Consider the following 18,099-nt stretch of genomic DNA (forward strand, 5'->3'; position numbering starts at 1 on the left):
CTTCGTCAGTAGAGTTGTATAATACGCCTCGCAGGCGAGTACAGAAGTGCTTCGGAAACCGCGCGCTGGATTGACCAGTCCCCCCGGAGCCGCACGACATGCCGCCAAAGGGCGACCCGCCTGCTGTCACGTCCCTCGCGGCTTGGCCCGTGTCGTCGGTTGCGCCGTCGCCGGGTCCTCGGGCCAGACATGTCTGGGATAGCGGCCGCGCATCTCGGTGCGGACGTCCTTCCAGGACCCCTTCCAGAAGCCCGGCAGGTCCTTCGTCGTCTGGATCGGCCGATGCGCGGGCGAGAGCAGCGCCAGTGTGAGCGGCGCGCCCGCCACCGTGGGATGCTGCGTCAGGCCGTACACTTCCTGCACGCGAACCTCGACGCGCGGCCCGCCCTCCGCGGCGTAGTCGACGGCGAAGCTGGCCCCGGTGGGCGCCGTCCAGCGCGCCGGCGCCTCGGCCTCGAGGCGTCGCTGCCGATCCCACGGGACGAGCGTCCGCAAGGCGCCCTCCAGAACCTCGGGCCTGAGGTCGGCCAGGCGGCGCACGTCCGCCAGGACGGGCGTCAGCCACTCCTCCAACCGGGCCAGCAGCGCCATGTCGGAAAGGTCAGGCCAGGCCGGATCGTGGGCGTGGAGGAAGGCCGCCCGCTCGCGCAGGCCCCTCGCCGCCGCGCCCCAGGGCAGGATGTCCAGACCCTCACGCGCCACCCGCGCGGCCAGGGCGCGGGCGACGAGCGCCGGGTCCGGGTTGTCGTCCACCGTCTCGCGCACCGTCAGGCGGTCCAGCCGCGTGATCCGCTTGGTGCGCAGGCGTCCGCCGCCGCTCTCCTCCAGGCGATCCTCGGTCTCGAACTGGTCGGCGAAGGCCTGAAGGTCGTCGAGATCCAGGGGCGCGGCCAACAGGATTCGATCGCGGCGATCGCCGCCGCCCAGTTCACCCACCGCAAGCCACGGCTCACGCGCCAGGGCGTCGGTGGGCTCGACGAAGGCCCCGCGCCCGCTGGCGAGCTGGAACTCACCCTGTCCGCCCCGCGCCCTGGCCACCCGTTCGGGAAAGGCGAACGCCAGCAACAGGCCATCCGGCAGCGGCTCGCCGTCGTCTCGCCCCTGCCGCGGCCTGGGCGCGAGGCCAGCCCAGCGGTCGGCCAGGGCGCGGGCGTCCCGGGCGCGCGGGCTGCGGTCGCGCTCCAGCATGTCCAGCCGATGGCGCACATCGACGTCGCGCCCGCCCAGGCCGCGTTCAGCCAGCAGGGCCGCGATGCGCGCCGCACGGCGCGCCTGCCCCGTCGCCGCGGCCTTCAGAACCATGTGAGCCAGGCGCGGCGACAGGGGGATGTCGGCCAGGGCGCGCCCGTGCTCGGTCAGCACCCCGTCGCCGTCCAGGGCTTCCAGCCGCCCCAGCAGCGCGCGGGCCTCGGCGAAGGCGGCGGCGGGGGGCGGGTCGAGAAAGGCCAGCCCCTCCGCGCCCCGGGCGCCCCAGCGGGCCAGATCCAGCGCCAGGCCCGACAGGTCCGCCTCGCGGATCTCAGGGTCCGCGAAGGCCGGAAGCGCGCGCGTCTCGGCTTCGTCCCAAAGGCGGTAGCAGACGCCGGACTCCGTGCGGCCCGCCCGGCCCCGGCGCTGATCCGCGGCGGCGCGGCTGACCCGTACGGTGGCCAGGCGGCTCAGGCCGCTGGCGGGATCGTAGCGCGGAACCCGCGCCAGGCCGCAGTCCACGACCACCCGCACGCCCTGGATGGTCAGGCTGGTCTCGGCGATGGCGGTGGCCAGCACCACCTTGCGAACGCCGTCGGGCGCCGGCCGGATGGCGCGATCCTGGTCCTTCGGATCGAGAGCGCCGTAGAGGGGCGCGATCTCAACACCCGGCCGCCGCCGCTCGGACAGCCGCTCGGCCACACGCCGGATTTCCCCTTGTCCTGGCAGGAAGACGAGCAGGCTGCCACCCTCTTCGGCGAGCGCGCGCTCGACCACCCGGACGATCTGATCCTCGATCCGAGCCGCCGGATCGCGACCGACATGCCGGGTCTCGACCGGAAACATCCGGCCCAGGCTCTCCACCACCGGCGCGCCGTCCAGCAGGCGGGCGACGGCCGCGCCGTCCAGCGTCGCCGACATCACCAGCAGCCGCAGGTCGTCGCGCAGCAACCCCTGGGTATCGCGCGCCAGGGCCAGCCCCAGGTCGGCGTCCAGGCTCCGTTCGTGGAACTCGTCGAAGATCACGCACGCCACGCCCGCCAGTTCGGGATCGCCCAGGATCATCCGGGTGAAGACGCCCTCGGTGACCACCTCGATCCGCGTGCGGGCCGATATGCGCGACTGCATCCGCACCCGATAGCCGACCGTCTCGCCCACCGCCTCGCCCAGAGTCGCGGCCATGCGCTCGGCGGCGGCGCGGGCGGCGAGCCGACGCGGCTCGAGCATGATGATCCGCCCCGACCCGATCCAAGGCTCGGCCAGGAGCTCCAGAGGAACCACGGTGGTCTTGCCGGCGCCCGGCGGAGCGACGAGCACGGCGGCTGCGCCTTCGCGCAACGCCGCCTTCAACGCGGGCAGGGCCTCGTGGACGGGAAGCATTCGCCCGCCTCTACCGCGCGCCGGGGGCATATGGAAACGCCTCGGGGCCTTGGCGCTTGACCGCCCCCCCGCAAGCACGCCACCGTCGCGCCAAATTTTGCCTTGGCGGCTCGGGGGCCGCTGTTCGGAGGGACAATGTGGCGTGTCAAGCCGCTCGACGCGATCCTCGCGACGGCTGAGAAGAAATCACTCACCCGCTCTCTGGGCCCCATTCAGCTCACGCTGCTGGGCGTGGGCGCCATCATCGGGACCGGCATCTTCGTCCTGACCGCCGAGGCCGCCCAGAAGGCGGGACCCGGCATGATGATCTCGTTCATCATCGCCGGCGCGGTCTGCGCCGTGGCGGCGCTCTGCTACTCCGAGCTGGCGTCGATGGTGCCGGTGGCGGGCTCGGCCTACACCTATTCCTACGCGGTCATGGGCGAGTTCATCGCCTGGATGGTGGGCTGGGCGCTCATCCTCGAATACGCCGTCGCGGCCAGCGCGGTGTCGGTGGGATGGTCCGGCTACTTCGTGGGGCTCATGCAGAGCTGGGGGATAACCCTGCCCCACGCCCTGTCGGTCGGCCCCTATGCGGGCGGCATCGTGAACCTGCCGGCCCTGACCATCGCCCTCCTCGTGACCGGCCTGCTGATGATCGGCACCACCGAGAGCGCGCGGGTGAACGCCATCCTGGTGGCCATCAAGGTGACGGCCCTGACGGTTTTCATCGCCCTCACCCTTCCGGTCCTGAACGGCGCGAACTTCGAACCGTTCGCCCCGAACGGCTGGTTCGGCAACGGCAACGGCACCGGCCTGGGCATCGTGGGCGCCGCCGCCTCGATCTTCTTCGCCTACGTCGGCTTCGACGCGGTCTCGACCGCGGCCGAGGAGACCAAGAACCCGCAGCGCAACGTACCTATCGGGCTGATCGGCTCGCTGGGCATCTGCACCATCTTCTACCTCCTGGTGGCGGCGGGCGCGATCGGCGCCCTGGGCTCGCAGCCCGTGATGGGCCTCGCCGGCGAGGTGCTCGAGCCCGGCACGGCGGCCCTGGCCGCCCAGTGCCAGTCGCTGACCGCGATGGGCCAGGAACCTCTGGTCTGCTCGCGCGAGGCCCTGGCGCACGTGCTCCGCGCGGTCGGCCACGAACGGATCGGCGACCTCATCGGCGTGGCGGCCTTCCTGGCGCTTCCGTCGGTGATCCTGATCATGCTGTTCGGCCAGACCCGGATCTTCTTCGTGATGAGCCGCGACGGCCTGCTGCCCAACTTCCTCTCGGCCATCCACCCGAAGTGGAAGACGCCGCACGTGGTGACGGCGATCACCGGCGTGGCCGTGGCGATCTTCGCAGCCTTCCTGCCCGTCGGCCGGCTGGCGGACATCTCCAACTCGGGGACGCTGTTCGCCTTCTTCATGGTGGCGCTGGCCGTCATGATCCTGCGCCGCAAGCAACCCGACCGGCACCGCCCGTTCCGCACGCCGCTGGTGTGGGTGGTGGCGCCGCTGGCGATGCTGGGGACGCTGGGACTGTACCTGAGCCTGCCGGTCCAGGCGATCCTGGTCCTCCCCGTCTGGGGCGCCATCGGCCTGGTGGTCTACTTCCTGTACGGCTACCGCAACAGCCACGTGGCCCGCGGCCTGATCGAGACCCACGAGCTGGATCCCGACGCGCCGCCCGAGCCGCTGGCGCCGATGCCCGGCGCGCCGACCCCCGGCGGCCGGGACAACTGAGCCGCCCGGACGACGACCTGCGAAAGGCCCGGGTTTGCGCCCGGGCCTTTCCATTTGCGCGCCGTGACCCGATCATAGGGACGCCATGAACGCACAGACGCCGCCGCCGCTGCCCATCCGCGCGATGATCGCCCCGGTCACGCCGCTTCAGCAGAACTGCACCATCGTCTGGTGCGTGAAGACGAAGAAGGCCGCCATCATCGACCCGGGCGGCGAGGTCCCGCGCCTCATGGCCGCGCTGAAGGAGCAGGACCTCACCCTCGAGAAGATCTGGATCACCCACGGCCATCTGGACCACGCGGGCGGCACGGCGGCCCTCAAGGAGCTGACCGGCTGCCCGATCGAGGGGCCGCACCCCGACGACCAGTTCTGGATCGACGACATCGGCACGTCGGGCGCCAAGTGGGGCATGCCCGAGGCCCGCAGCTTCACGCCCGACCGCTGGCTTCAGGACGGCGACACGGTGAGCCTGGGCGAAACCGAGTTCGAGGTCGTCCATTGTCCCGGCCATACGCCCGGCCATGTGGTGTTCTTCCATCGCGAGGCCAGGTTCGCGCAGGTGGGGGACGTGCTGTTCCAGGGCTCGATCGGCCGCACCGACTTCCCGCGCGGCAACTTCCAGGACCTGATCCAGGCGATCACGAAGAAGCTCTGGCCCCTGGGCGACGACGTACGCTTCGTGCCCGGCCACGGTCCGATGTCGACCTTCGGCCAGGAGCGGAAGACCAATCCGTTCGTCGCCGACGACGTCCTCGCCGAGGATTAGCCGCGACGGCGTTCTTGCAGATGGGGACATCTGGGTTTCAGTTGGGACATTCGCACGTTACGGCCGGCGACGAAGCTGGCGCGCATGGAGATTGCGACTGACATGTCCGGGGCCGGCGCCCGCATCCTGATGGTCGACGACGATCCGGGCATCCGCGACGTGGTGTCCGACTTCCTCGGACGCCACGGCTACAAGGTGGAGACGGCCGCCGACGCCGCCGAGATGGACCGCGCCCTGGAGCGTGGGCCCGTCGACCTGATCGTGCTCGACATCATGATGCCGGGTGAGGACGGACTGGCCGTCTGCCGCCGCCTGACCGGCGCCGAGGCCGCCCCCCCGATCATCATGCTCTCGGCTATGGGCGAGGAGACCGACCGGATCGTCGGCCTGGAGCTGGGCGCGGACGACTATCTCGCCAAACCCTGCAACCCGCGTGAACTGCTGGCCCGCGTCCGGGCCGTCCTGCGCCGCTCGGAACAGCGCCCCACCTCCGGGCCGCTGGGGGCGGGCTGCGAGTTCGCCGGCTGGCGCCTGGACCTGGTGCGGCGCGAGCTGCGCTCTCCGGCCGGGGTGGTGGTCAACCTGTCGTCGGGAGAGTTCTCCCTTTTGCGGGCGTTCGTGGAGCGCCCGCAGCGGGTGCTGACCCGGGATCAGCTCCTCGAGTTCGCCCGGGGGCCCGACAGCGAAGCCTTCGACCGCGCCATCGACGTGCAGATCAGCCGCCTGCGCCGCAAGCTGGACGATGGCGGCGGCGGCCACGACCTGATCCGCACGATTCGCAACGAAGGCTACATGTTCACCGCCAAGGTGAAGCGCACGTGACGCCACTCCGGCCCAAGGGGTCGCTGTTCGTCCAGCTCCTGACGCTCACGAGCCTGACGCTGGTCGCCGCCTGGGTGATGAGCAGCGCGCTGCTCATCCTGCTGCCGCCGCCGGCGCCGGACTTCTACCGCATCAGCGAGATCGAGCAGACCTATCGCGGTGCGCCGCCCACCTTCACCGAGCGGCGCCAGCTGGTGCTTTCGCACCAGGATGAACCGCCTCGCCCGCCGCTGGAGGGGCGGACGATCCCCGACATCCGCGCCCAGATCGCCGCCGACCTGGGGGTGCCGGTCGACCACGTGGTCCTGGCGGGCGAGCGCGGCCCGCTGTCGGACCGGCGGGTGGGTCGCATCATCCGCGACCGGGCGGTCCAGGCCGGCATCCGCCAGGACGAGCATTTCCTGATCAACCCCTTCCAGGTCGGCGTACGCCAGTCGGACGGGCGCTGGGCGGTCGTTCGCTCGGAACCGCGTTTCGGACTGGACGACTGGCAGCAGCGGGTCGCCCTGTGGTTCGCGCTGTCGGCCTTGCTGATGACGCCGGTGACGTGGATCTTCGCGCGCCGGCTCTCCAAGCCGATCCAGGTCTTCGCCCAGGCGGCCGAACGGCTTGGCCGCGACCCCAAGGCCCCGCCCCTGGCGCTGAAGGGCCCCGCAGAGATCGGCGTGGCGGCGCGCGCCTTCAACGAGATGCAGGAACGTCTCCAGAGATACGTCGAGGACCGGACAGCCATGGTCGGCGCCATCGCCCACGACCTGCGCACTCCCCTCACCCGACTGCGCTTTCGCATCGAGAGCCTCCCCGACGACCAGCGCGCCAAGTATGCCGCCGACCTGGACCAGATGGAGGCGATGATCGCGGCCACGCTCGCGTTCGTGCGCGACGCGACCAGGCCGGGCGAGCGCACGCCGCTCGAACTGTCTTCCCTGATCGAGAGTCTCTGCGACGAAATGGCCGAGACCGGAGCCAGGGCCGAGGCCGAGGCCGGCGAGAAGGTGGTGCTGGAGGGCGACCCCATGGCGCTCCGGCGGCTGTTCGCCAATCTGCTGGAAAACGCCGTCAAATTCGGCGGCCAGGCGCGGGCCCGGGTGTTCCGCGACGCCGGCCATGCGGTGGTCGAGATCGACGACGATGGCCCGGGGATACCGGCGGCCGACACCGAGAGGGTCTTCGAGCCCTTCTACCGCCGCGAGCCGTCGCGCAACCGCCAGACCGGCGGCATCGGGCTGGGTCTGGCCGTGGTGCGCTCCATCGCCCGCGGGCATGGCGGAGACGTGAGCCTGATCAATCGCCAGGGCGGCGGACTGCGCGCGCGCGTCCTGCTGCCTCTCTAGCCCGCCTTCATCTCCAGGCCGGGCGCCGCAATTCGGTATCGGAAATGAAATCGGCCGGAAAAGCGCTTCTGGCCTAGTCAGGCGGGGTTCATTCGGGCCCCTTACACTTGGGACGACATGAGCCTGAACAAGACCTCCCGTCGGCGTTCCTTCCGCCTGTCGCGCAACATCTGGATCGGACTGGGCCTGGTCGTGCTGGCGATCGCGGCCCTCGCGGCCTGGCAGATGCGGCCGAAGCCCGAGAAGGACCCCTATCGGTTCGCCACCGTCGAGCAGGGCGACATCACGCGCTCGGTCTCGGCGTCGGGCACGCTCCAGGCCCTGAACACGGTGGACATCGGCTCCCAGATCTCGGGCCAGGTGATCCGCGTGCTGGCCGACTTCAACGACCAGGTGCGCGCCGGCCAGACCTTGGCGGTGATCGACCCCCAGACCTTCCAGTCGCGCGTGGCCCAGGGTCAAGCCGACATCGCCGCAGGCGAGGCTTCGGTGCGGCAGGCCCAGGCCACCCTGGCGAACGCCCAGGCCGACTACGACCGCAAGAAGACCCTGGTGGACCAGGGCTGGTACTCGCCCTCCACCCTGGATCAGGCCACCGCCGCCCTACGCACCGCCCAGGCCAACGTCGCCGCCGCCCAGGCGCGGGTGAACCAGAGCCGCGCCGCGCTGCGCAGCCAGCAGGCGGACCTGGGCCGCACCACCATCGTCTCGCCGATCGACGGCGTGGTGATCGACCGCAAGGTCGAGCCCGGCGCCACGGTGGCGGCCAGCCTCCAGGCCCCGGTCCTGTTCACCATCGCTCAGGACCTGTCCAGGGTGGAGGTGAAGATCAGCGTCGACGAGGCCGACGTGGGACAGGTCCGGGAAGGCCAGCAGGTGCGCTTCACCGTCGACGCCTTTCCGGACGACACGTTCGAAGGCGTGGTCACCCAGGTGCGGATGCAGCCGACCACCGAACAGAACGTCGTCGCCTATACGGTCATCGCGGAAGCCGCCAATCCGCAACGGAAGCTGTTGCCGGGCATGACGGCCAACGCCGACATCCTCATCGACACCCGGCGCAACGTCATGAAGGTCGCCTCGGCGGCCCTGCGCTGGTCGCCCCCCTCGGAGGGCGGCCGGACCTCTCGGGGCGGCGTCGGCATGATGGGCGCGCCCGGCCTTGGCGGTCCGCCGGGCGGGGGTCAGCAGACCAACCGCCAGGGCGGGATGATGGGTTCGCGGATCGTCGAACAGCTCGACCTCGACGCCAGGCAGAAGGCCGCGTGGGAGACCATCAGCTCCGGCCTGCGCGAAAAGATGCAGGCGGCGCGGGCGTCGGCGGCCGGCAATCCGCAGGCGATGCGGGACGCCATCTCGAAGACCCTGGGCGAGGCCTTCGCCAAGCTGGAGCCGATGCTTCGGGTGGACCAGAAGGCGAAGCTGGCGGCGTTGCGCGCCAACATGGGTCAAGGCGGCCGCGAGGGCCGGAACGGCGAATCCCTGCGCGCCGGCACGCTGTACGTCCTCCGTGACGGCAAGCCGACGCCGGTGGTCGTCCGCTCGGGGGCGACCGACGGCGCCTCGACCGAGATCGTCGCCAGCGACCTGAAGCCCGGCGATCAGGTGATCGTCGGGGGCGGGCCACGCCCCAAGGCGGAACTCCGCGGGGGCGCCGCCGGTCCGGCCGGCCCCGGCGGCGGCGTGCGCGTGCGGATGTAGGCGGATGATCGAGATCCGCGACCTGACCAAGGTCTATCTGATGGGCGACGAAGAGGTGGCGGCCCTGGCCGGCGTGAGCCTCTCGATCGACCGCGGCGAGTACGTGGCGGTCATCGGCCCCTCCGGGTCCGGCAAGTCGACCCTCATGAACATCCTGGGCGGCCTGGATCGGCCCACAACCGGCCGCTACGCCTTCGACGGCGACGACGTGGGGAACTTCACCGACGACGATCTCGCCGACTTCCGGCGCCGGCGCATCGGCTTCGTGTTCCAGTCGTTCCAGCTCCTGCCACGCCTCTCGGCATTGCAGAACGTCGAGCTGCCGATGATTTACGCCGGCCTGGATCGTGGCGAGCGGCGCGCCCGGGCGGCGGAACTCCTGGAACGTGTCGGCCTGGGCGCGCGGATGAGCCACAGGCCCACCCAGCTCTCGGGGGGCCAGCAACAGCGCGTGGCCATCGCCCGCTCACTCGCGAACCGGCCCGACCTGCTGCTGGCCGACGAACCGACGGGCGCGCTCGACACCCACACCGGCGAGGAGGTGCTGCGCCTCTTCGAAGAGTTGAACGCCGACGGCCTCACCCTGGCCATCGTCACCCACGACCCCGACGTCGCCGCCCAGGCCGGGCGACGGGTGGCGTTCCGCGACGGACACATCGTCTCGGACGAGCGAGGACGTGCGGCATGAGCTTTCTCGAACTGATCCGCTTCGCCCTGGGCGCGATCGTCGCCCATCCCATGCGCAGCGTGCTGACCTCGCTGGGCGTGGTGATCGGCGTCGCCGCTGTGGTGATGATGACCTCGATCGGCCTGGGCGCCCAGCAGCGCGTGACCGAGGCGATCTCGGGCCTGGGCTCGAACCTCATCATCGTCACGCCCAACTTCCAGCGGGGACCGGTCAGCCAGGGCGCGGGCGGTGGGTTCTCGCTCCGCGACAGCGACGCCGAGGCCATCGCACGTCAGGTCGAAAACGTGACCGCCGTCGCGCCGCTGGTGCGCGGACAGGCTCAGCTGGCCTCGGACGGCGCCAACTGGAACACCCAGATCCAGGGTGTGACGCCCGACTACCTGCTCGCCCGCGACCTCCGGGTCGCGTCCGGGCGTATGTTCGACGAGCGCGAAGGCCGACAGGGCCGCAAGGTGCTGGTGGTGGGGCCGACCGTCGCCCGCGAACTCTGGGGCGACGCCGATCCGGTAGGTCGACGGGTCCGCGTACGCAGCGTGCCCTTCGAGGTGATCGGGGTGCTGGAATCCAAGGGCCAGGCGGGCTTCGGCCAGGATCAGGACGACGTCGTTCTGGCGCCGCTGAGCGCCGTGCGATCACGCATTACCGGACGGCGTTTCCGGGGCGATGCGGTCCAGACGATCTATGTGAAGGCGGCCGACGAACAGAGCCTCAATCAGGTGCAGGACGACGTCACCAACCTGCTGCGCGAGCAGCACAAGATCCGGCCCGGCGACGATGACGATTTCCAGACCCAGAATATGGCGTCCATCCTGGAGGCGAGCCAGGCCGCTGTCGGCGCCTTCACGGTCCTGCTGGCGGCGGTGGCGGGCGTTTCGCTGGTCGTCGGCGGCGTGGGGATCATGAACATCATGCTGGTGGCGGTGACCGAACGGACCCGCGAGATCGGCCTGCGCATGGCGGTCGGCGCGAAGCGGAGCCATATCCTGATCCAGTTCGCCCTGGAGTCGGTGTCCCTGTCGCTCGTCGGCGGGCTGATCGGCCTTTCCCTGGGCGTCCTGGGCGCGTTCGCCATCGCCCGGCTGGGCGATTGGCCGGCCGCCGTTCCGCCCTGGGCCGGCCCCCTGGCCCTGGGCTTCTCGATGGTCGTCGGCCTGGTGTTCGGCGCCTATCCGTCGTGGCGGGCGGCGCGGCTGGATCCCATCGAGGCGCTGCGCCGCGAATAAGTCTCACGTCGGGACGCAACCTTGACCGCGCCTCGGGGGTTCTCAAACGGCAAGCCCCCAGAGGAGACCCCCTCGATGCCTACCCTCGACCCCGGCAAGCCCCGCGCCCGGCGCGGCTTCGCCGCCATGAACCCGGAACGCCGCCGTGAGATCGCCCGCAAGGGCGGCGCGAGCGTACCCGGCGAGAAGCGCAGTTTCGCCAAGGACCGCGACCTCGCCGCAGCCGCCGGCCGCAAGGGCGGCGAGGCCTCGCGTGGCGGCGGACGCAGCCGCAACCGCGAGAGCTGAACCGCAGGCCAGGCTGAGCCTGTCCGGAAACTGAGCGCGGACGCCCTCCCCCAGGCGTCCGCGCTTGTATGTCCGCGGATGTGTATCCCGGAGCTGCGGCCGCAGCCCGGCCGTGCAGCCGAAACGGCGGATGATTGAACTCCGCAGTCAGTCGCCCAGTCAGCCGCTGAGGCGCACCAGGGCGAAGGCGGGCTCGGCGCTGATCCACTGCGCGTCGACTCGCCAACCGGCGCCCGCAGCCAGCGCAGCGAACCCCTCCATCGTGAACTTGTGCGAGTTCTCGGTATGGAGGGTCTCTCCGGCGGCGAAGTGGAACGCCCGGCCGCGGACGACGACCGTCTGCTCGCGCAGGCTCACCAGGTGCATCTCGATCCGGCTGCGCGCCGCGTTCCACAGGGCGCGGTGCGCGAAGGCGTCCAGGTCGAAACGCCCGTCCAGCTCGCGGTTGATGCGGACCAGAAGGTTGCGGTTGAACGCCGCCGTCACACCCTGGGCGTCGTCGTACGCCGCCACCAGCACATCTGGGTCCTTCGCGAGGTCGATCCCCACCAGGAACGTCGCTCCGGCCCCCAGGAGGCGTCGCGCGCCCACCAGGAAGGCCTGCGCCTCGTCCGTCGTGAAATTGCCGAGGGTGGAGCCCGGGAAAAACCCCACGACCGGACGATCTTCCACCTCGGCCGGCAACCGGAGCGCGTCGGTGAAGTCGTCGCGAAGGGGCGCGACGACGAGCCCCGGATAGTCGGCCCGGATGGCGGCCGCCGCCGCGTCCAGCGCCGAGGCGCTGATGTCGATGGGGGCGTACACCGCCACCTGAGGCGCCGCGTCCAGCAGGATCCGCGTCTTTGTGCTGGCGCCCGAACCGAACTCGATCAGCGCGGCGCCCTCCGGAATGCCGGCGGCGATGTCGGCGGCGGAAGCCTCGAGCAGCGCCACTTCGGTGCGGGTGGGATAGTATTCCGGAAGCTCGGTGATCGCCTCGAACAGCGCGGAGCCGGCCGCATCGTAGAAGTGCTTCGGCGGGATCGACTTCGGCGTTCGGGACAGCCCGGCCAGAACATCGGCCTCGAAATCCGAAGGCGCGCGCCCCTCTCCCACGCCGTCCAGCGCCAGCCGCACGCCCGAGAACATCCAGCGCTGATGCGGATAGAAGAAGTTGCGGTAGGTCGACCGCACATGGCCTGGCGGCGTCACGCAGGCGCCGCCGCGCAGGACGAACTGACCCGACATGAACTTGCCGTTGTACTCGCCCACCGCCCCGGCGGCCGGGCGAAAGCCCGCATAGGGCAGGTAGGCGCTGCGGGTCCATTGCCAAAGCCGCCGATACATCTGCTGGAGGCCCGCCCCCGCCCGCGCCGGCGCGGGATCGAGCCAGAGGCCCTCGTCGACTTCGGGGGCTGCGCTCCGGACGGCGTGCTCCCACTCGGCCTCGGTGGGGAGGCGCGCGCCGGCCCAGGTCGCATAAGCGTCGGCCTCGTAGTAGCTGACGTGGCTGACCGGCCGGTCCGGGTCCAGCGGGCGCAGGCCGTGCAGACCCATCACCCGCCACCGCCCGTTGTCGTCCGGGCGCCAGTAGGCCGGCGCCGCCCACCCCTCCTCGCGCACCCGCGCCCAGCCGTCCGAGAGCCACAGCTCAGGGCGCCGGTAGCCGCCATCGTCCATGAAGGCCAACCACTCGCCATTGGTCACCAGCCGTTCGGCCAGCCGGAACGGCTCCAGCCACACGCGGTGTCGCGGCCCTTCGTTGTCGAAGGCGAAGCCCGCTCCGTCATGCCCGATCTCGACGAGGCCGCCCGCGAAGTCGGCATAGGTCACCGGCGCGACGGGCGGCGTGATCGCCCCGCCCCGCGGAGGCGCATAGGCGGGCGCCAGCGGCGACTGGGCGAAAAGATGCAGGACATCCATCAGGATCAGTTCCTGATGCTGCTCCTCGTGGGCCAGGCCGAGATCGAGCAGGGCGGCGATCATCTCACCCTCGCCGGCGATCAGGCGCTCCATCCCCGCGTCGACATGGGTGCGATAGGCGAGGACGTCGGCCACGGTGGGCCGCGTGATCAGGCCGCGCGCCGGTCGCGGATGCCGCGGCCCCACCTGCTCGTAGTAGGAATTGAAGAGGTAGCCGAAGCGCGGGTCGAACGGCCGGTAGCCCGGCAGCCGCGGTTCGAGCAGGAAGGTCTCGAAGAACCACGTCGTATGCGCCAGGTGCCACTTGGTGGGGCTGGCGTCAGGCATCGATTGCGCCGCCATGTCCTCGGGCGTCAGCGACCGGATCAGGGCCTCCGAACCACGACGCACAGCCCGATAGCGCGCAAGCGCCGACGGGGCCTCGACATCCCGACCCGGGCGGGTCTCCTCGACGGCGCGCATGGGTCCGACTCCTCCAGGCCGCCATCGGCGACGACGGCGCGCATCATGGATACAAAACAAGAACGCGACAATGGGCCTGCGCGGCGCCCAGAACCATGCCGCCTCACTCGGACAGGACCGCATCGGCGATCCCGTGGCCCCGCGACAACGTCATCCCTAGGAACGCGGTTCCGGCTGGAACGCCCGGCGCTCCGCCGCGTTCAACCTTTGCTAGTGTATGCTTAACCCCTGGTCGTAGAACCGGGTCGCGAGGGCGTGGATGGAATGGCGTGACGAGGTCGTGGCCCTCATACCAGCGTTGCGGGCGTTCGCGTGGTCGCTGAGCCGCAATGGCTCGGACGCCGACGACCTGGTTCAGGACACGCTCATCAAGGCCTGGTCCAATCGCGAGAAATTCCAACCGGGCACGAACCTGCGGGCCTGGCTCTTCACCATCCTTCGAAACACCTACTACACGACCGTGACGCGCCGCCGTCGCGAGGTGAGCGACGAGAACGGAGAATACGCCGAGACCCTGACGGCGCCGCCGAGCCAGGATTGGAGCATCACCCTCCGTTCGCTCCAGGCCGCGCTTCAGCAGTTGCCGGACGAGCATCGCGAGGCTCTCATCCTGGTCGGCGCGGCCGGCCTGTCCTACGAGGAGGCGGCCGAAATCTGCGGCTGCGCCCTGGGCACCATCAAGAGCCGGGTGAACCGCGCCCGCGCCCGCCTGCTGCGGATCATGGACGCCGACGATCCGGCCGAGGTCCTGATGGTGGAGACCCGCACCGCGGCCAGCGCCTGACGGGTCCGATCCCCCGGTCCCGCCCCAACGGCCGCACCTTCGCGACGATGACCCTACGTGGGGTTTGGCCGGACGCCCGGCATCGGCTAGCTATCGCCGGAACGACGGGCGAAACGCCCGCTGGGAGCGAAACGGCGCCGCATGCAAGACGATCCTATCAAGACCCTGATCGACATCGCCACGGTCCACGGCCGCGAGCGCGGCGACCGCGTGGCCGTGCATTTCGAAGGCCGAGACCTGACCTACGCCGAACTGGACCGGAGATCCGACCAGGCGGCGGGCCTCTTGCAACAGGCGGGCGTCAAGCCCGGCGACCGCGTGGCGTGGCTGGGGCGACCGTCCGAGGCCTGGTACGAAATCTTCTTCGGCGTGGCCAAGGCCAGGGCCTGTTTCGCCCCCATCAACTCGCGCCTGGCCGTGCCCGAGGTCGCGTTCATCCTGAAGGATTCCGGAGCGGACGTCTTCTTCGTCACGCCCGAGTTCTTCGACTTCGCCGGCGAGGTTCTGGCGGGGATGGACCGCTCGATCCGCACGATCGCCGTGGGCGGCGAGCATCCCGTCTTCGGCTCGTATCATGCCCTGCGCGATGCGGCCCCGGCGCCCCGGATCGAACCCCCGCAGCCCGAGGACGACGTGCTGCAGCTCTACACCTCGGGCACCACCGGCCTGCCCAAGGGCGTGCGCCTGACCAACGCCAACTATTCGGCGTTCCTGGCGCTTCGTCATCTGGTCGACGGCTTCAGCTACGAGGCGGACGACACCGTTCTCATCCTCATGCCGATGTTCCACGTCGCGGGCACCAACATCAGCTTCTCGGGCCTGGCGGCCGGCGGCCGGCTGGTGCTCCAGGCCGACTTCGTCCCGCCCGCGGTCCTCAAGGCCTTCGGCGAGGAAAAGGTGGCGCACGTCTTCCTGGCCCCGGTGATGATCAACGCCCTGCTCCAGACTCCGGGGGTCGACCAGGTCGACTATTCCAGCCTGAAGACGGTGTCCTATGGCGCCTCCCCGATCTCGGAAGCGGTGCTGGCCAAGGCGACCCAGACCTTCGGCTGCGGCTTCATCCAGTTCTACGGAATGACCGAGACCACGGGCGCCGGCACCACGCTCGCGCCCGCCGACCATCGTGGCCAGCTCCTGCGCTCGTGCGGGCGGCCGTGGGCGACTTTGGAGACCCGCATCGCCAGCGAGGACGGCGAAACGCTGGGGCCCGGCGAAATCGGCGAGATCGAAATCCGCGGCCCCATCGTCATGGCAGGCTACTGGAACCGCGACCAGGCCACGGCCGAGACGATCCGGCCCGACGGCTGGCTGCGCACCGGCGACGCCGGCTACATGGACGAGGAAGGCTTCTTTTTCGTCCACGACCGGGTCAAGGACATGATCGTGTCGGGGGGCGAGAACGTCTATCCGGCCGAGGTGGAGAACGCGATCCTGGGCTGTCCCGGCGTCGCCGACGCCGCGGTCATCGGGGTGCCCGACGAGAAGTGGGGCGAAGCGGTGAAGGCCATCGTCGTGCGAGCGCCGGGAACCGACCCCTCGGCCGCCGATATCATCGCGTGGGCGCGCGGACGCATCGCCGCCTACAAGGCGCCCAAGACCGTGGAGTTCATCGACGCCCTGCCGCGCAATCCGTCCGGCAAGGTGCTGCGCCGCGAGCTGCGCAAGCCCTACTGGGAGGGCCTGGGCCGCAACGTCGGCTAAGGGCCTGCGGCCACGTCCGGGCTCCGGTCGAGCGGCTCGGGACGCGGACGTGGCGAGAGCTTGAGACGGAGCAGGCTCACCCCGGCGGCCGCGAGGGCGAGCCCGGCGGCCAGGGCGAGGATCGTCGTCGTCGCCGCCGTGCCGGCCAGATGGAAGAAGGCGGCCGTGGTGACGGCCCCCGCCGTCTGGCCCAGCAACCGCGCCGTCGCCAGCGCGCCGCCCGCCGCGCCGCTGCGGTGCAGCGGGGCCGAGGTGACCATCGCGCGGTTGTTGGGCGCCTGGAAGAAGCCGAAACCCAGGCCGCAGAGCGCCATGCGCCAGACGATGTCGAGATCGGCGGCGCCGGGCTTCACCAGGGACAAGGCGGCAAGTCCGGCGGCGAACACGCCGAGCCCGACGCCGCCCAGCATCCCCGCGCGATGACGATCGGCCAGCCGCCCCGCCAGCGGTGCGGCGACCCCCACGGCCAGCGGCCAGGCCGTCATCAGCAGCCCCGTCTCCACGGCGCTGCGACCCAGCACGGTCTGGAAATAGAAAGGCAGGCTGACGAAGGCCATCATCTGGGCCGTGAACGAGACGATCGAGGTGGCGATCGAGAGGCCGAAGATCGGAATCCGCATCAGGTCGAACGGCACGAGCGGCGCATCGCGCGACAGCTCCCGTCGGACCAGGAGCACCGCCGCTACGGCGCCGACCGCCAGCTTCCACAGCCCTGACGCCAGGCCTTCGCGCGCCAGACTCTCGGCCCCCAGGATCAGGAAGCCGAACGCGAGGGCGTTGAGCAGCGCCGACACCCCGTCGAAGGGGCGCGACGACCCCACCGTTCGCGGCAACGCCCGCACGCCCAGGACGATGGCCAGCAGGCCGATCGGGACGTTGACGGCGAAGAGCCAGGGCCAGGACGCGTGCGCCAGGATGCCCGCGGCCACCGTCGGCCCCGTCGCCGCCGCCATCGAGATCACCAGGGCGTTCAGCCCGATGCCGCGGCCGAGAAGCCGCTTGGGATAGGTGAACCGGACGAGCGCGGCGTTGATGCTCATGATCGCGCCCGCGCCCAGCCCCTGGAAGACGCGCGCCGTGGTGAGTTGCGGCAGGGTGTCGGCCAGGGCGCAGCCCAGGGACCCCAGGGTGAACACCATCAGGCCGGCGATGTAGACCCGCCGATATCCCAGCCGGTCGCCCAGGGCCGCCAACGGCAGCAGCGTGACGGTGATCGCGAGCTGATAGGCGTTGACCACCCAGATGGACGACGCCGCGCTGGCGCCGAGGTCGGCGGCGATGGTGGGCAGGGCGACATTGGCGATCGCCCCGTCCAGAACCGACATGGCCATGGCCAGCCAGATGGCCGCGACCGACCAGTAGCGCTGCGGGACCGGCAACCCGTCCTGCGCCGGGACCGGTGACCGGGCGTCGGTGTCGGCCACCGGGGTTTGGGAGCCCGAGCCCTCCTGGCGGCCGGAACGGCTCACGCGCTGGCGGCGGCGCTGGGACGGGCCTTCACGCGGGCGAACCAGTCGCTCACCTTGGCGTATCCGGCGTCCAGCGGCTGCCCGACCGCCGCGCCGAAGTCGAGGAAACTGAACAGCAGGATGTCGGCGAGTGTGAACCGCCCGCCCGCGATCCACGGTCCCTGGAAACCTTCCTCGAGCCAGGCGAGGCCGTCCTGCGCGACCGCTTTCAGGCCCGGAGCCGCCTCGGGCAGACACCGCATGCGGCTCTCGAACATGGGCAGGCCTTCGGCGAACCGGAAGCCGTTCGCCATCGGCTCACAGATCTTCAGGTCGACGCGGCGCGTCCACATGCGGGTGACGGCCCGTTCCTCGGCCGTGGTCCCGATCAGGGGCGGGTTCGGCGTCACCTCCTCCAGGTATTCGCAGATGGCGGTGATCTCGGCGAGATGCGCGCCGCTCTCCAGCTCCAGCGCCGGGGTCTGGCCCGCCGGGTTGACCGCCAGATAGGCCGCCTGACGGTTCTCGCCGGCGCGCAGGTCCACCTCGACGCGCTCGACGTCGATCCCCTTCTCGGCCAGGAACATCTTCACGACCCGCGGATTGGGGCCGATGGAGGTGTAGAGCTTCACGTCGAATTCCCTTCCCCGTTCTCGATCTTCGCGTGCCGGCTTAGCACGCCGGCTTCGTGGCGGGGTA

General features: G+C 70.7%; 14 protein-coding genes. 10 read left to right on the forward strand and 4 right to left on the reverse strand.

Features of this window, described 5'->3' with window-relative positions; translation table 11 throughout:
* Positions 1-126 precede the first annotated feature (126 nt).
* Positions 127-2,568 (reverse strand): ATP-dependent helicase HrpB, encoded by a 2,442-nt coding sequence (gene hrpB, locus ABS78_RS13415; protein ID WP_293379917.1) that lies wholly within the window; start codon positions 2,566-2,568, stop codon positions 127-129.
* Positions 2,569-2,703: 135 nt separating this feature from the next.
* On the opposite strand from hrpB, the gene ABS78_RS13420 reads away from it, so the two are divergent.
* From ABS78_RS13420 to ABS78_RS13455, 8 genes are all read left to right on the forward strand, one after another.
* Entirely contained in the window at positions 2,704-4,281 is a 1,578-nt protein-coding gene (locus ABS78_RS13420) for an amino acid permease (protein ID WP_293379920.1), read from the forward strand.
* Positions 4,282-4,366: 85 nt separating this feature from the next.
* Complete coding sequence (locus tag ABS78_RS13425) at positions 4,367-5,047, forward strand: MBL fold metallo-hydrolase (RefSeq protein ID WP_293379923.1); 681 nt, start codon at positions 4,367-4,369, stop codon at positions 5,045-5,047.
* 84 nt (positions 5,048-5,131) lie between these two features.
* Positions 5,132-5,869: a response regulator gene (locus ABS78_RS13430; RefSeq protein ID WP_293379926.1), complete on the forward strand. Its 738-nt coding sequence runs from the start codon at positions 5,132-5,134 to the stop codon at positions 5,867-5,869.
* Positions 5,866-7,203: an ATP-binding protein gene (locus ABS78_RS13435; RefSeq protein ID WP_293379929.1), complete on the forward strand. Its 1,338-nt coding sequence runs from the start codon at positions 5,866-5,868 to the stop codon at positions 7,201-7,203. Before ABS78_RS13430 ends, ABS78_RS13435 begins: the two co-directional genes overlap by 4 nt.
* 117 nt (positions 7,204-7,320) lie before the next feature.
* Positions 7,321-8,904 carry an efflux RND transporter periplasmic adaptor subunit gene (locus ABS78_RS13440; protein WP_293379932.1) on the forward strand — a complete coding sequence of 528 codons (1,584 nt, stop codon included), beginning with the start codon at positions 7,321-7,323 and terminating at the stop codon, positions 8,902-8,904.
* A 4-nt stretch (positions 8,905-8,908) separates the two neighbouring features.
* On the forward strand, positions 8,909-9,592 hold the full coding sequence (locus ABS78_RS13445) for an ABC transporter ATP-binding protein (RefSeq protein WP_293379935.1): 684 nt from the start codon (positions 8,909-8,911) through the stop codon (positions 9,590-9,592).
* The gene (locus ABS78_RS13450; RefSeq protein ID WP_293379938.1) at positions 9,589-10,815 is read left to right on the forward strand and encodes an ABC transporter permease; all 1,227 of its coding nucleotides are present in this window, start codon (positions 9,589-9,591) and stop codon (positions 10,813-10,815) included. Before ABS78_RS13445 ends, ABS78_RS13450 begins: the two co-directional genes overlap by 4 nt.
* A gap of 75 nt (positions 10,816-10,890) precedes the next feature.
* Positions 10,891-11,103 carry a general stress protein gene (locus tag ABS78_RS13455; RefSeq protein WP_293379941.1) on the forward strand — a complete coding sequence of 71 codons (213 nt, stop codon included), beginning with the start codon at positions 10,891-10,893 and terminating at the stop codon, positions 11,101-11,103.
* Between the two features lie 159 nt (positions 11,104-11,262).
* Here the strand turns inward: ABS78_RS13455 and egtB are convergent, their stop codons facing one another.
* On the reverse strand, positions 11,263-13,467 hold the full coding sequence (gene egtB / locus ABS78_RS13460; RefSeq protein ID WP_293379944.1) for an ergothioneine biosynthesis protein EgtB: 2,205 nt from the start codon (positions 13,465-13,467) through the stop codon (positions 11,263-11,265).
* Between the two features lie 259 nt (positions 13,468-13,726).
* Here egtB and ABS78_RS13465 point away from each other — a divergent pair, with 259 nt between their 5' ends.
* Both ABS78_RS13465 and ABS78_RS13470 read left to right on the forward strand, forming a co-directional pair.
* Entirely contained in the window at positions 13,727-14,251 is a 525-nt protein-coding gene (locus ABS78_RS13465) for a sigma-70 family RNA polymerase sigma factor (RefSeq protein ID WP_293379947.1), read from the forward strand.
* A 141-nt stretch (positions 14,252-14,392) separates the two neighbouring features.
* A complete protein-coding gene (locus ABS78_RS13470; RefSeq protein WP_293379950.1) occupies positions 14,393-15,952 on the forward strand; it encodes a long-chain-fatty-acid--CoA ligase in 1,560 nt (519 codons plus the stop codon).
* Here ABS78_RS13470 and ABS78_RS13475 read toward each other — a convergent pair.
* Positions 15,949-17,421, reverse strand: a complete 1,473-nt coding sequence (locus ABS78_RS13475; RefSeq protein ID WP_293379953.1) for an MFS transporter — start codon at positions 17,419-17,421, stop codon at positions 15,949-15,951. The two genes, ABS78_RS13470 and ABS78_RS13475, sit on opposite strands and share 4 nt — an antisense overlap.
* Positions 17,418-18,032: a glutathione S-transferase family protein gene (locus tag ABS78_RS13480; protein WP_293379956.1), complete on the reverse strand. Its 615-nt coding sequence runs from the start codon at positions 18,030-18,032 to the stop codon at positions 17,418-17,420. The genes ABS78_RS13475 and ABS78_RS13480 overlap by 4 nt, the downstream gene beginning before the upstream one ends.
* Positions 18,033-18,099 lie beyond the last annotated feature (67 nt).

Origin of the sequence: Phenylobacterium sp. SCN 70-31, assembly GCF_001724605.1 — a bacterium.
Taxonomy (GTDB): Bacteria; Pseudomonadota; Alphaproteobacteria; order Caulobacterales; family Caulobacteraceae; genus Phenylobacterium.

Coding starts and splice junctions, on each gene's coding strand:
- hrpB (WP_293379917.1), bottom strand. CDS start 2,568: ATGCTTCCCGTCCACGAGGCCCTGCCCGCGTTGAAGGCGGCGTTGCGC.
- ABS78_RS13420 (WP_293379920.1), top strand. CDS start 2,704: ATGTGGCGTGTCAAGCCGCTCGACGCGATCCTCGCGACGGCTGAGAAG.
- ABS78_RS13425 (WP_293379923.1), top strand. CDS start 4,367: ATGAACGCACAGACGCCGCCGCCGCTGCCCATCCGCGCGATGATCGCC.
- ABS78_RS13430 (WP_293379926.1), top strand. CDS start 5,132: ATGGAGATTGCGACTGACATGTCCGGGGCCGGCGCCCGCATCCTGATG.
- ABS78_RS13440 (WP_293379932.1), top strand. CDS start 7,321: ATGAGCCTGAACAAGACCTCCCGTCGGCGTTCCTTCCGCCTGTCGCGC.
- ABS78_RS13445 (WP_293379935.1), top strand. CDS start 8,909: ATGATCGAGATCCGCGACCTGACCAAGGTCTATCTGATGGGCGACGAA.
- ABS78_RS13450 (WP_293379938.1), top strand. CDS start 9,589: ATGAGCTTTCTCGAACTGATCCGCTTCGCCCTGGGCGCGATCGTCGCC.
- ABS78_RS13455 (WP_293379941.1), top strand. CDS start 10,891: ATGCCTACCCTCGACCCCGGCAAGCCCCGCGCCCGGCGCGGCTTCGCC.
- egtB (WP_293379944.1), bottom strand. CDS start 13,467: ATGCGCGCCGTCGAGGAGACCCGCCCGGGTCGGGATGTCGAGGCCCCG.
- ABS78_RS13465 (WP_293379947.1), top strand. CDS start 13,727: ATGGAATGGCGTGACGAGGTCGTGGCCCTCATACCAGCGTTGCGGGCG.
- ABS78_RS13470 (WP_293379950.1), top strand. CDS start 14,393: ATGCAAGACGATCCTATCAAGACCCTGATCGACATCGCCACGGTCCAC.